The organism is Mucilaginibacter sp. JRF (assembly GCF_015223065.1).
Lineage (GTDB): Bacteria > Bacteroidota > Bacteroidia > Sphingobacteriales > Sphingobacteriaceae > Mucilaginibacter.
In genome coordinates this window covers 55,886-71,010 of sequence record NZ_JADFBY010000011.1, presented here as the reverse complement: position 1 = coordinate 71,010, position 15,125 = coordinate 55,886, and the positions used below count along the sequence as shown (strand labels likewise).

The 15,125-nt window shown below is 44.7% G+C and carries 9 protein-coding genes; all 9 read left to right on the top strand.

Features of this window, described 5'->3' with window-relative positions; translation table 11 throughout:
• The first annotated feature begins 152 nt into the window (after positions 1-152).
• The 9 genes from IM792_RS19490 (at position 153) to IM792_RS19450 (ending at position 15,123) form a co-directional block, all read left to right on the top strand.
• Positions 153-1,016, top strand: a complete 864-nt coding sequence (locus IM792_RS19490) for a hypothetical protein (protein WP_194103589.1) — start codon at positions 153-155, stop codon at positions 1,014-1,016.
• 210 nt (positions 1,017-1,226) lie between these two features.
• Positions 1,227-2,099, top strand: coding sequence for an ATP-grasp fold amidoligase family protein (locus IM792_RS19485; protein ID WP_194103588.1), 873 nt, complete (start codon positions 1,227-1,229; stop codon positions 2,097-2,099).
• Positions 2,100-2,318: 219 nt separating this feature from the next.
• A complete protein-coding gene (locus IM792_RS19480; protein ID WP_194103587.1) occupies positions 2,319-4,694 on the top strand; it encodes a carboxypeptidase-like regulatory domain-containing protein in 2,376 nt (791 codons plus the stop codon).
• Between the two features lie 25 nt (positions 4,695-4,719).
• Positions 4,720-6,012 carry a carboxypeptidase-like regulatory domain-containing protein gene (locus tag IM792_RS19475; protein WP_194103586.1) on the top strand — a complete coding sequence of 431 codons (1,293 nt, stop codon included), beginning with the start codon at positions 4,720-4,722 and terminating at the stop codon, positions 6,010-6,012.
• A 90-nt stretch (positions 6,013-6,102) separates the two neighbouring features.
• On the top strand, positions 6,103-6,645 hold the full coding sequence (locus IM792_RS19470; RefSeq protein WP_194103585.1) for an RNA polymerase sigma-70 factor: 543 nt from the start codon (positions 6,103-6,105) through the stop codon (positions 6,643-6,645).
• 79 nt (positions 6,646-6,724) lie between these two features.
• Positions 6,725-7,789, top strand: coding sequence for a FecR domain-containing protein (locus IM792_RS19465; protein WP_194103584.1), 1,065 nt, complete (start codon positions 6,725-6,727; stop codon positions 7,787-7,789).
• 264 nt (positions 7,790-8,053) lie between these two features.
• A complete protein-coding gene (locus tag IM792_RS19460; protein ID WP_194103583.1) occupies positions 8,054-11,359 on the top strand; it encodes a TonB-dependent receptor in 3,306 nt (1,101 codons plus the stop codon).
• Between the two features lie 5 nt (positions 11,360-11,364).
• A complete protein-coding gene (locus IM792_RS19455) occupies positions 11,365-12,843 on the top strand; it encodes a RagB/SusD family nutrient uptake outer membrane protein (protein WP_194103582.1) in 1,479 nt (492 codons plus the stop codon).
• 84 nt (positions 12,844-12,927) lie between these two features.
• Positions 12,928-15,123, top strand: coding sequence for an alpha-N-acetylglucosaminidase (locus tag IM792_RS19450; RefSeq protein ID WP_194103581.1), 2,196 nt, complete (start codon positions 12,928-12,930; stop codon positions 15,121-15,123).
• The last annotated feature ends 2 nt before the right edge of the window (positions 15,124-15,125 follow it).

The window sequence follows — 15,125 nt, the reverse complement described above, 5'->3', positions numbered from 1 at the left end:
TTTCTTTAAAATAGAATGGGGTTCTTATGGAAATGTTATTATTTCCAACATTGATCCACACCGCTTTCATTTTATTTTTCACCCGCCAGGCAACCATATCCTCCGATTGGCAGGTAATTGTATTAAATCAAAAGATTAAATACATCGAAAAAATGAAAACACTAAAATTAAGCTATCTCATTATTATAGCTGCGTTTACTGTGGTAAGCGTACTGGCAGTTTCCTGTAGCAAATCATCATCCGATCCTAATCCGGATGATACAACTAAGGTTACCGGAGTGCAACTGAGTCAAAACACAACATTCGGCAATATACTGACGGATAATAAGGGGCGTTCACTTTACTTTTTTAGCAATGATGCCGCCACGGCCTCAACCTGCGTTGAGGGCTGTGCTGTAGTTTGGCCGGTGTTTTATGTAGAGAACCCATCGGTAGGCACCGGTTTGGCGGCAACTGATTTTGGCGTAATCACCAGGGCTGATGGTTCTAAACAAACTACCTACAAAGGATGGCCACTTTACTATTATAAGGATGATGCTAAAGGCGGTGATACCAATGGTGACGGGATTGGGGGGATATGGTTTATAGCCAAAGCCGATTATTCGGTAATGATATCGAACGCGCAACTGGTGGGGCATGATGATGTTCAATACAATGATCAGGGTATTGCGGGCACCGGGTCATCAAAGTATTTGGTTGATGCCAATGGCCACACGCTTTACTTGTTCAGCCGGGATACGCATGATACCAATACCTTCACCCGGGCCGACTTTAGTAATGATGCCGTTTGGCCGGTGGATGTTGTGGCTAATGTTGGCAGCATCCCTTCAACGTTGGATAAGTCGCAATTCTCAACCATTAACGTATTCGGTAAAACGCAGTTGGTATACAAAGGGCACCCGCTATACTTTTTCGGGCAGGATAACGCTACCCGTGGTAATACCAAAGGTGTGAGTTTCCCAACGCCGGGTGCCGCTATTTGGAAGGTATTGAACGGCAATACTCCGGTTCTTTAAAATTAAGGGTGGGTGCCAAGTGGGTGCCTGCACTTAGTGAAAATATAATACAAGCAATATCTAAAGCGCTATAAGTACATTATTTATAGCGTTTTTATTGTTATGTGCAATGCCGGTTACGCAATGTTTGTGCTGTTTATGTGCAATCAATATATAGTTGAACGCATTACTTTTATTCAACCAATTCTTAAACTGTAAACCTAAATTATTATGCTGAACATAAGCAGTAAGTTGCCTGTGCTCTCGGGGCTGTCATTCACCCCCTCGCTTTTTACTAATCGCATTAAACGTCGTCACAAAGCTTTTTGGCAATCTGCGGGAGCGGAGGAATTGCGGAATACGCCTATTCAAAACTTCGCCAGCCTTGATGATTTGCGCAGCCAACCTCATTGGCAACGCATATTGAGCAACAAGGCCAACGCATCGCGCTTTGCTGCTATGTATGGCTGCCAAACCCCTACGATATATTGGCAGGGCCGTAATGTTAACGATATTGATTTTAATGCCATCCCCGCGCAGTTTGTTATTAAACCAACCGTTGGTCATTCGTGTAATAATGTTTTCCTGATAAACAATGGCTATAACTACATGGATAAGCGGTATTATACACGCCGCGAGCTGTTGGTTGAGATGGAGCAAACACTGGCCGAAAACCCATTGACCGAGATATTGATCGAAGAATTTTTGACGTGTGAGCAAGGTGAATACCGCATACCTGTTGACTATAAGTTACATGCTTTCAATGGCGAAATAGCGCGCATTGAGGCTATACACCGCATCGGCCCGCGCGAGGGTACAGTAAACGTTTATGATAAATATTGGTCGCCGAAGGAGAATATCGGCAAAAAGTATGTTAACGCCTTAGATGCTACCCCGCCAAAATGTATCGCGCAAATTATCAGTCAGGCCAACGTGTTAAGCAAGGCCTATCAAATATATGTGCGTATTGATTTTTACGCTACCAGTAGGGGTGCGGTGTTCGGCGAGTTTACACCTACACCCGGCATAGGCGTGGGCTTCACCAAAAATGCCGACCGCCTGTTTACCTACTATTGGGATGAATACTGCAAGGGCATGATCTGATCGTTAAACCCGGTAGCATAATATAATTTATATTTTAACTTTATGATAATGATTGACATATAGTTAACTTTGAGTGTCGAGATTAACCAACTTGATACACACGGCTAACCACCGTAATTATAAACCAAAGTATATACTTCCTGATCTAAACCAATTATGCCATCTGCCAAAATACTTTTACCGGTCGCGGTATTGATGCTTGCGTTGTCGTGTGCTTTCATGGTGATCGATGATCCCGGCGATAAGATAACCGCATTGTTAACCCGCTATGCAAATAAATTTCCGCAGCAAAAGGTACACCTGCATTTAGATAGAAACTATGCCGCCGCAGGCGATACGCTGAACTTTAAGGCTTATGTGGTGATGGCTGAAAACCACCGCTTGTCAGACACCAGCAAGATACTTTATATAGACCTGCTGGATGCGGATAATGGATACAGTACCACATTAAACTACCAAATAGAAGCCGGCACTGCATCAGGCACAATAGAAATACCCGACAGTTTAAAAAACGGAAATTATACATTGCGAGCCTACACCAACTGGATGAAAAACTTTGGCGAGGAGTTCTTTTATCATGCCGTACTAAAGGTGGGGAATGCGAGCGATAATATAACGGTTGCTCAAAAGCAAACAGGGAATAAGGAAGATCAGCTATACTTTTTTGCGGAAGGTGGCAAACTGGTTGATCAGCTGGTGTCTGTTGTCGGTTTTAAAGCGATAGATAAGCAGGGGAAGGGCATAGCGGTATCGGGCTCGGTTACTGATGAAAGCGGCAAAAGCATAGCCTCTTTTCGCTCCGCTTACGCGGGTATGGGGCGTTTTAGTTTTAAGCCGGAGGCAGGGCATCAATACAGCGCGGTTGTTAAATTCAGTAATGGGATCGAGAAAAAAATACCGCTACCACAAATTGCCGAATCGGGCTATGTTTTAACGGCAAATAATGAGGATAGAAATGAGATAAGGGCTACTGTAAACTATCATGGCAAGGCTGCCGGGCAAAGTGTTTTATTGGTAACGCAAGCCAATCATAAGGTGATCAATACAACACAGGTAAACCTGGTGAACAATAAGGCGACGGTTGCGCTAAAGCGTCGGGATTTCCCGACGGGCATAGCTCAGCTTACGCTGTTTGATATGGCCGCGGAACCACTGGCCGAGCGCTTGGTATTTATTAACCGGAACGATCAGCTTAGGTTACAACTCTCCGCCCCGCAAACTACAACCGCTACTAACCGCAAACTTACACTCAAAGTAAGCGATGCGTTGTTAAACCCGGTAAATGCCAAATTTTCGGTAGCTGTGTTAGATCAAACTTTGAATAGCGATAGTCTGAACATGCCCTCGATCATGGCCGATTTGTTATTAACGTCGGACTTGAAAGGCGCCATTGAAAATCCTGATCGATATTTTAAGGATAGATCTCCCGAAACGGCCTTATTGCTCGATAACCTGATGCTTACCCAGGGATGGCGCCGCTTTAACTGGAAGGATATGTTAGCGGGAAAAGACCCTCAGTTGCTGTATCCTGCTGAGAAAAGCCAAAGCGTAAGCGGCACGCTTTTGTCGAAAAAAGATGTGCCCATATCTAATGGAAAGGTAATGCTTGTTTCCCGGTCTGATTCGGCTTTTACTTTGAATGCAGTAACCGACGATAAGGGGCGCTTTACTTTTGATCTCCCTCTATTATTTGAACAGCAATTATTTAACTTAATAGGTGCTGATGATAAAGGTAATAGCGATGGGAAAATCACCTTAGATAATAAGATCCTGGCATGGCCCGAAACTATCCATCGCCTGACAGCCTCAGATGATCAGTTGAAAAAATATATCACAGCCAATCAGCAACTGTTTAACAACAGGTCGAAGCAGTTAAAGGAAGTGGTTATCAAAGCAAAACAGCCTACCGTTACCGAAAAGGCGCTGGCATCATCAAATAACTTGAATGGTGCAGGCAATGCCGATCAGGTTTTAACCTTTCAAGATCTGATCAATTGCCACGATCTGGAAATGTGCCTGCAAGGCAAACTCACGGGAGTATCCTTTAAATCGGTAATTGATAATAATAGCAATTCATATAAAAGTGTGCCATTCGCGGCAGGCGGTATGGGTAAACCAATGTTGATAGTTTTGGATGGTGTACCTGTAGCATCGTCGTTTTCGAGGTTAAATAATATTCCTGTAGCAACCATACAAACCATTGAGGTACTACGCGGCGGCGCAAAACTGGTAGCTTATGGTATGCAGGCAAGCGGGGGGGCGCTCATCATCACCACAAAAAACGGAACGGTTGATTACAATGCCGGTATTGAACCGCTCAGAAACAACAAGCCGGTGCCGGGTTTAATGCTGCTCAGGTACAATGGCTACCACAAGGCGCGCGAGTTTTATAACCCACCGGCTAACGCGCAGGGTAAACAAAATATACGCATGGCAGGCACAGTGTATTGGAAAGCCGATTTGCGAAGCAATGATGATGGACAAGCCACAATTGAGTTTAAAGCCCCGGCCAACGTAAAAAAAGTAGCCATAGTAATTGAGGGACTATCTGCCGAAGGTAAAACTGGCTATTTATACCAAACACAAGCTTTTTAATATGATGCAAAAACCTTGTCAACCGATGAAAACCATACTTGTAGCTTTCCTGCTTTTGATGAGTTGTTTGCGGGTTGCCGCTCAGCAAAATCTGTATGGCCGGGTGGCTGATACTGATGGGGCACCGCTTGCGGGAGCTACCGTTTTTATATCCGAATCGAAGATAGGCACGGTGACGGATGATAAGGGGAATTTTGTGCTACGTGTGCCGGGCAGTGGTAATTTAAAGGTGGTGGTATCTTTTATAGGTTACGAAACCCAGATGCAAACCGTAGCGCCGGGTATGGGCGCTAACCTGAGCTTTGTGATGAAACCGGTGAGCAATCAACTTAAAGATGTGATCATCACTTCCCGATCGAACGATAACTGGAAACGCTGGGGCGAGGCCTTTACCGCTGCTTTTATAGGTAGCTCTGAGTATGCGGCGCATTGTACCATAGCTAATCCGCAGGAGATCGGTTTTGAGTTTGATAAGAGTACTCAAATATTACACGCTTATGCTTCGGTGCCCATTATGGTTCAAAATGAGGATCTGGGTTACCTGGTAACTATAGCGCTGGTTGATTTTAAATTATATACCTCGAGCAACGATGTTGATTACCAGGCTTACTACTTGTTTAATGAAATGAAGGGCAAGGGCGAAAGGCAAGCCCGGTGGGAGGAGAACAGGCGAAAGGTTTACGCGCTGTCGCTTATGCACTTTACACGCGCGCTGTATGATGGCAGGTTGAAGGAAGAAGGATTTGAAATACGTCGTTTCATGCAAGTTGATAATAAGGAGAAGCAGCGTGTCAAAAAAATATACGATCAGCAATATGCCCTACATGCCGATTCGCTGAAAAAGGTATCAGACCACATGGCGGCGCTCAATAAAATCATCGCCAATCGTTTTGGTAAGGATTCGTTGAGGTATTATAAAAAGGTATTAGCCGAAAAGGATACCGAGATAAAGATGAGCGAATTGCTGAAAGTAGATGATATATCTGAAAAAAAGGATAAGGTCAGGGCTTTAAGCTTCAAAAACCAATTACAGGTGGTTTATAAAAAGAACAAAGAGCCCGAAGAGTATTACAAGTTCAGAAACAATACGGCGCTGTCTACCGAAAACATTGCCGTACGCACTAATGATATCAGCACCAGTCAGCTGGTTATGCCGCCCAGGCTTAACCCGTATACCGAGATGTGGCTTACCAATAGCATACCCGTAAATATTAAGGAGAACGGCGCTATGGATAATACCAACCTGTACATGAGTGGCTTTTGGGGCTGGTGGGAAAAGATAGGTACCAAACTCCCTTACGAGTACTATCCGGATTAGTCATACGCCATTTTTGTTGTAACATTTTAGTAGCATTTAATAATTAACAAGGCCGTTTTTTACAAAAAGAAATTGTTAATTGCTACTGCTTTGAACACACAGGAACTTTTTGATTTAGTTCGTTTTGATCATGATGAGTCAGCTTTTAACGCCTTGTACCGTATGCAGGCCGTAAAGCTTTCGCGCTTCGCGTATACTTATATAGATGATACCGAAGCGGGTAAAGAGATAGTGAACGATGTGTTTGTTAAGCTATGGCATAACCGCGATAGTTTGGCCATGGTGCGCAACATTGAGGTTTACCTGTATGTATCAGTTAAAAATGCCTGTTTAAATCACGTAAAAAGCACTACATCCCGTAAGGCGCGCGAACTTAATGCCGGTAACAGACTTTATTTTCAACTCGATGCCGATCCGGCGCAGTTGCTCATCAGCAAACAATTACAGCAGGAAATTATAGCTGCTGTAAACAACCTGCCCCCACGCTGCAAACTCATATTTAAAATGGTGAAAGAGGATGGGCTTACCAGTAACGAGGTAGCCACGATACTCGATCTGTCAAACAAAACGGTTTTCGCGCAGCTTGCCATCGCTGTTAAAAAAATAGAAACTGTTATCAGTAATTTTAAATAATTGGCTTTTCCCAAAAAAAGTTTCAAAACCTTTAGGAAAATCAGTATTTGTATCTGTCCTTGTATCAGATTAGTAAGATATGGGAAAATCAAGGTTTGCTGAACTGATGGCCAAACGCATGGATGGTTCAGCCACTGAGGAGGAGTTGAAGGAACTCGAATTATTTTTAGCACAATACCCGCACTATAAAAAAACGCAGCAAGTTACCGACGCTCTCTCGCAAAAAGCGGATGAGCAACCGCTGGATATTGATAAAGAAATAGATGCTATTTGGACACGGATCAACAATAATGATGAGCACAATGAGACCGAAGTTAAGCCAGTAAGCACTGTTAAATATTTAAAATGGATAGGCTCGGCGGCGGCTATGCTGGCCATTGCGGTAGCGGCATACATGTTATATATCAATTATCTAAAAGGCCGGCAAAACCAATTAGCCGTAACACAACAAATTGATGTGCCTTATGGTAAAACAAAACAGGTTGTTTTGGCTGATGGTACCAAAGTTAAACTTAACGCGGGGAGTCATTTTACGTATCCTGCCAATTTTGAGGGCGCAACCCGTGAGGTTCAGCTTGATGGCGAAGGCTTTTTTGAAGTAGCTAAGGATGCCGCGAAACCCTTTTTTGTACATACAGGGGGCATAACGGTTAAGGTGCTGGGTACAGTGTTCAACCTGAAGGCCTACCGTAATGATGATAAAATTGAAACTACCCTGCTTGAAGGTAAGGTACAGGTTGAGTTAGCTGCCGACCCGGAAAAGAAGATCATACTAACACCTAACGAAAAGCTGACCATTAATAAGCCTGTAGCCAATGTTACAAAGGATGATAAAAAGATAGAACCTCAAATAAAATACGAGGTTGCTGCCCTGGCAGCGCCGGTTGATAATGTTTATCCCGAAAATGCCTGGACAGAGAATAAGATAATATTCGCCAACACCGCCTTTGCCGATGTAGCCCTGGCTATGGAGCGTAAGTATAATGTACGTATTGTATTTGAGGATGCTACTCTGCGTAACGAGCAGATAAGCGGTGTGCTCGAGAACGAGAACCTTGAAACCGCGCTGCGTATATTAAAGGATATTGTACCAATAAAGGCTAAAATTGAACAGGGCACGGTTTACCTGGCCCGTAAGCAATAAAAACTAAACTATTAATAACTCAAAAACCAAAGTATGAAGAAAAAGATATACCAAACCGATTCCTGAAAAAGTACAGCATATATAATAAACAAGGGAAGGGTTGCACCCCCTCCCTGTAAAAATATGGGACTTATTAATTAAGAGTAAGACGATTTTCGACGGCGCTTACTCTATCCGTTAATTTTCAAAACAAAAGTAATGAAAAAAACAAGAAGGGCATTTGCCATTCGGGGTGCCTCTGTATGCCTAAAAGTTATTTTGCTAATGAAAGCAGCTTTCCTCTTGATTTTTGTGACATGTATGCAGGTTTCGGCACACGTATACTCGCAGCAAAAATTTACACTCAACATTAAGCAAACCGAGGTAAGCAGCATACTTACCAAAATTCAAAAACAAAGCGATTACCGTTTCTTTTACAACTATGCCGCCCTTAAAAAACTGGGTCGTGTTGATCTGAACGTAAAGGATGCCACTGTTGAGCAGGTACTTAACCAACTGATAGATGATAACCTATCCTACAAAATGTCTGACGGGCATGTGGTCATCATTTCAACGACCGAAAATGCGAACAGCCAGATACTGGTAAAAGGCCGAGTTATTGATTCCATCGGTCAGCCGCTCATAGGTGTAACGGTGCGGCTGCAAGGCAGCAATGTAGCTACTACTACAGATGTTAACGGCGCGTTCAGCATTAACGCGCAGGTAAATGGCGTGCTGGAGTTCAGCTATATCGGGTTCGAAAAAAAGCTGGTAACCATTACCGGCGATCAGCCTATTAACGTAACCTTATCCGCATTGCCATCAGCACTGGGCGAGGTAGTGGTGGTAGGTTACGGTACCAGTAAAAAGGTTGACCTTACAGGTTCGGTAGCCAATGTAAAGGGTGCCGATATACAAAACCTGCCCGTAACCACCGCCGCCCAGGCGCTTGAAGGCAGGGCAAGCGGTGTAAACATTGTACGTAACGATGGCTCGCCGGGTGCTGCGCCAAGCATTAGGATAAGGGGTACCGGTACGCTTAATGATGCCAACCCGCTGGTAGTTATTGATGGTGTGCCCACCAGTAACCCCGACGCGTTGAATGATATCAACCCTAATGATATTGCCTCGGTTGATATATTGAAGGATGCATCATCAAGCGCTATTTATGGTACAAGGGCTGCTAACGGTGTGGTATTGGTTACCACTAAAAAAGGTACCTACAGCCAAAAGCTATCAACCACGGTGAATTTTTACAGCGGCTTTTCCAACTCAACCAAATACATCAGCCTGCTAACCGCGCCCGATCTGTATACCCTGAAACGTGAGCGCTATACCAATGATGGTGTTGATATTGAAGCCCCATGGACCGATGGATATTACTCAACCCAGCGTACCGACTGGCAGCGCGCCATTATGGGCACCGGCCATGTAACCAATGGCGATGTTAACATACAAGGCGGTAACGATGTATCAACCTATTATCTGTCTACATCAATTTATAATGAGAAGGGTATTATTGATAAGTCGGACTTTAAGCGTTACAGCGTTCGTATCAACTCCGAGCATAAGGTAAAACCATGGTTAAAGCTGGGCGAAAATGTGCAGCTAACCTTTGCCAACAATAATGGGTTTGATAATAACAACTCGCAAACCGGTTTAATATTTTCGGCATTGAGGTTTAACCCTGCTATACCAACCGTTAACCCCGATGGTACATTCGGAACATCAAAGGCGTTTGCCAACCAATTGGGTGATATTAACAATCCATATTCAACCATACAGCAAACAGACAGGTATAACCGTAAGTACCGTGCGTTGGCCAATGCCTTTGCCGAGATTAGCATACTTAAGGAGTTAAAATTCCGCGTTAACTATGCCTTTGATGGAGCTATAGGCCGTACCTATAATTTTCAGTTGTATGATATTAACCAGGCAAGGCCAACCAATGCTTCAACGCTTACACAAGGCGAAAATGAGATAAGCTCTCAATTGATCGAAGGCTTTTTAACTTATGATAAAGAGATAGGCAAAAGCCATTTAACATTTACCGGCGGTGTATCATACCAAAACTTTAAGGGTAGCAACTTTGGCGCCGGTCGTGTAGGTTTTGATGATACCGACCCGGATCAGCGTGTGCTGAATAACGGAGCATCGCTATTTAGCGCTACCGGTACTTACGATGCGCCATCGGCATTGGCATCGGGCTTTGCAAGGGCGTTTTATGATTACGATGGCCGCTTCCTGGCTACGGTAACTTTCCGTGCTGATGGTTCATCGCGCTTTGCCGAGAATAACCGTTGGGGTTACTTCCCGGCATTCTCATTAGGCTGGCGCTTATCAAACGAGCAGTTTATTAAGGATATTAACTGGATCAGCAACCTGAAACTTACCGGTGGCTGGGGCGAGTTGGGTAACCAAAGCGTTACGCCGTTCCAATACCTGAGTACTATTACCATCAACAATACCTATGGTAATGGTGGTTACGCCTTTGGCGGTACAGGTGTAAGCGGCTCGGCCATTACAACCATTGCCAACCCCGATATACATTGGGAACGTACCGCCATGACCAATGTGAGCTTAGAGGCCGGTTTCCTGAATAATCAACTGAATACCACAGTTACTTATTTTAACAAAGCCACTAAGGATATGCTGATAGCTCCATCATTAGTAGGTGCCTATGGCCTGGTAACCATACCTTTCCAAAACATTGGCGAAATGAGCAACAAGGGTTTTGAGGTTGATGTTAATTATCAGGGCGGCAGCGAGGTTAAATATACCATAGGTGCCAATGCATCATTCATCAAAAATAAGGTAACCACGCTAAACGGGCCGGGTACTTACGTGGGGTCAACAGTTTATGGCCGTTCAAGCCAGGAGATATCACGTACTTACGAGGGGCAGCCTATAGCATCATTTTACGGTTGGAAAACCAACGGACTATATCAAACCCAGGCCGAAATTGACAGCGACCCTGCTTTGGCTAATGATTCGCGCAAGGCAAATATAAAACCGGGCGATGTGCGCTTCCTCGATCTTAACGGCGACGGACATATAGACGGTAATGACCGTGCTAACCTGGGTAATCCAAATCCTAACGTAACGGCAGGCTTACAAGGCAGCGTATCATACAAAGGGTTTGATCTCGCGGCCAATTTTACCGGTGTATTTGGTGTAAGCCTGTACAATGCCGACAGGATGCAGGGCATCGACCCAACATATCCGTTCAACCTTTACAGCGAAACATTGGGCCGCTGGACGGGGCCCGGAACAAGTAACACTATCCCGCGCATGTCGCTTGACAGGGCTAACGATAACTATCGCACATCCGACTTGTTTGTGGAGAGCGGCAGCTATTTCAGCCTTAAAAACGTAACCATAGGCTACACCCTGCCAAAATCGTGGACTCAAAAAGCGGCATTGAACAGTGTGCGTTTGTACGCTTCGGGGCAAAACGTGTTCATGATAACCGGTTACAAAGGTTATACGCCCGAGCTGGGATATACCAACGGCAACTTACAACGCGGTGTTGACGTAGCGCAATACCCGGCAGTACGTACAATAACATTTGGTGCAACAGTTAAATTATGATCTCCATGAAAACAAAGAATATACTATATATGATGATGGCGATGGGTATAACTTTTGCCCCTGCCTGTAAAAAAGCCCTTGATCTGGATCAGAAAGGGGTATACAATACATCTAATTATTTCCGTAACGAGGCCGACGCGGTAAATGCCATAACCGGTATTTACAGCTTGCTGGAGGGTGAAGATTATATATCGCATGCCGAAACTACTTTTGATATAGCATCTGATGATTACTGGCGCTCGGGCGACCATAGTGAGGACGAGGCTATTGAAAATTTAACTTACGATGCCTCGAACGCACAGGTGCGTTACAGCTGGAGATGGAAGTACGAAACCGTTAACCGCTCAACCAACTGCATTATCAACATACCTAAAATTACGGCCATTAGCGAAGCTGTTAAAAACCGCAGTATGGGCGAGGCATATTTTATGCGTGCCTTTGGTTACTGGCGTTTAATGGTTATTTATGGCGATGTACCTATTATTACTGACGAGGATTACACTAATCAGAATTTTAATAAGGCCAAGTCGACCATTGAGGAGGTAAGGCAGCAAATAGAGGATGATCTGCTGAAAGCTGTTGATCTGTTACCCGAAAGCTATGGCGCTGCCGATCGTGGTCGCGTAAGCAAGGGTACTGCATTGGGTTTGTTGACCAAGCTATATATGTATTGGGAAAAATTCCCCGAAGCTATCGCTGCCGGTCAGCAGGTGGTTAACAACAGCAATTACGCGCTTGCCGCAAATTATGCCGATAACTTTACCCGTGCTAACGAAAGCAGCAAGGAGATTTTGTTTGCCGTGCAAGCGGTGCAAAATGTGATACAGAACGATTATACCATTTACTACATTCCGCGACCATGGGGAGGTTATGGTTTTAGTCAGCCATTGCAGGGCCTTGCCGATGAGTTTGAGGCTAACGACCCACGCAAGGCAGCCACGCTATTAAGTGTTGGCGATCAGATGGATCTGGGTGATGGTAACGGTTTAACCACTTTTACTGCCGATCTTTCATCTACCGGGTTCAGCTTTAAAAAATATGCCGTGTTTAATACCGAAGCTGATGGTGGCGGTCCTGATCACACTTATGCTGTGCCGCTTATGCGCTCGGCAGATATTTATCTTTTAGTTGCTGAGGCTTTGATACGCACACAAGGTTTAGGCGCTGGCGATGCATTAATAAATCAGGTACGCAGGCGGGCCTCAACATCGCTGCCGCCGGTAGTTGGCGCAGGCATGACCGAGCTGATACACGAACGCCGTGTTGAACTGGCCGGGGAGGGTGAGCGCCATCAGGATCTGATGCGTTGGGACAAAGATAATATTGTTGATATTGCCGCTATTTATAACCGCGCGGTATCAAAAGCGCCTATCGACAGGAATAAAACCGTTACTTTTATAAGACCAAAGCACTACTATTATCCAATTCCGCAGGAGGAGATCGATAAGAGTAAAGGTGTTTTAATTCAAAATCCTAATTTCTAAATTTAGTAACGCTCAAATAAATACCGGTGGCCTGTTTATGTCAGGCTGCCGGTATTTTTAAATATCATACTCTAAATTATACTGATGAAGAAAGGCTTACTCTCGCTATTAATTTTTACAGTTAGTTTTCAAACATATGCGCAGGTAAATAAACCGGCACTACAAGCATTTATTGAACGGGTTATACCCGGAAAAGCCAATGCTTTTTTAATTGAGGATGTACCGCAGGATGATGGTAAAGATGTTTTTGAGCTGGATAACCGCGATGACAAAATAGTGCTGCGCGGTAGCAATGGCCTATCAGTAGCTTCGGCATTGAATTATTATCTTAAAAATTATTGCAATAGCGATATCGGCTGGAATGGTACTAATTTGAACCTGCCTGTAACATTGCCTGTTGTTAATAGCAAAATACATAAGGCCACACCCTATAAGTACCGCTACTACTTAAACTATTGCACGTTCAATTACACCATGGCCTGGTGGGATTGGGAGCGCTGGCAAAAGGAGATCGACTGGATGGCGCTGAACGGCATCAACATGCCGCTGGCCATAACAGGCGAGGAGGCTATCTGGCAACAGGTGTATAAAGAAATGGGCTTTACAGATAAAGAATTAGATGCCTTTTTTAGCGGCCCTGCTTATTTTTCATGGTTTTGGATGGGTAATATTGATTCCTGGGGTGGCCCGCTGCCGCAGCATTGGATGGATAGCCACAAACAACTGCAAAAGCAGATACTGGAGCGTGAACGCTCTTTCGGGATGACGCCTGTATTATCATCATTCACCGGGCATGTGCCGCCATCATTTAAACAAAAATTCCCGAATGCCAGGGTTAAAAAAACCAATTGGGATGCCGGTTTCCCTGATGTTTATATACTCGACCCGGATGATGCCATGTTTGAGCAGATCGGCAAAAAATATATAGAAGCGCAAACCAAAGAATTTGGTACCGATCACTTTTACTCGGCCGATACCTTTAATGAGAATATTCCACCAACTAACGATTCGACCTATTTGGACGGAATGAGTAAAAAGGTGCTCCACTCCATGACCGCCGCCGACCCAAAGGCCGTATGGGTTATGCAGGGTTGGATGTTTCACTATAACAGCAAGTTTTGGCAGCAGCAACAAATAAAGGCGTTGCTGAATGCCGTGCCCGATGAGCACATGATCGTGCTTGATCTGTACAGCGAATCGCACCCGGTATGGAACCGTACCGATGCTTACTATGGCAAGCCCTGGATATGGAATATGCTGCAAAATTTTGGCGGCAACATCAGTATGTTTGGTAGAATGCGCCATGTGGCGGCCGATCCGGCTATTGCCCTGCACGATCCTGAATCAAAGAATATGGTCGGCATTGGCATTACGCCCGAGGGGATAGAGCAAAACCCTGCCTTATTCGCCCTGATGCTGGAAAATGTTTGGCGCGATACCCCCATTGATGCCGATGCCTGGATAAAAAATTATGCCCAACGCCGTTATGGCGCCATCAATACTAATGCTGATAAGGCATGGAACCTGTTATTAAATTCAGTTTACAGCGGCGGCCTTACCGAAGGTGGCCCCGAATCAATTATTATAGCACGACCAACTCAGCAAAAAACTATCGACAGGGTATTAACTAAACTCAATTACGACCCCACAAAGCTGGTGCAAGCCTGGGAGTTGTTAATTAATGCCTCCGACAGCCTTAAGCAAAGTGATGGCTATCAGTATGATGTGGTTGATGTTACCCGCCAGGTATTGGCTAACTATGCCACGCCGCTACAGCAGCAATGGGTATCGGCCTATAAAAGCAACAATAAAGAGGAGTTTAAACGCCACAGTACCGCCTTTTTACAACTGATGGATGATATGGACGCGCTGCTGGCTACTCGCAAGGATTTTTTATTAGGCAAGTGGATAAACGAGGCAAGAGCCAACGGCATCACTGCTAAAGAAAAGGATCTGTATGAATTTAACGCGCGCGATCTGGTAACGCTTTGGGGCGATAAGGAAAGTGGCCTGCGCGAATACTCAAACAGGCAATGGTCGGGGTTGATAAAGGGCTATTATAAACCACGCTGGCAGTTATATTTTACAGGATTAAGCAAGGCCATGGCCACCGGTAAGGCCTTTGATGAAGCGGCTTTTGATAAGGCCGTAAAAAACTGGGAATGGCAGTGGGTGAACAAGCACGATAACGCTTATACCGATGTTGCGAAAGGCGATCCGGTTGAAACGGCGAAAGCCTTGTACGCCAAATACAATTCAATTATTAAAGCGGCTTATTGATC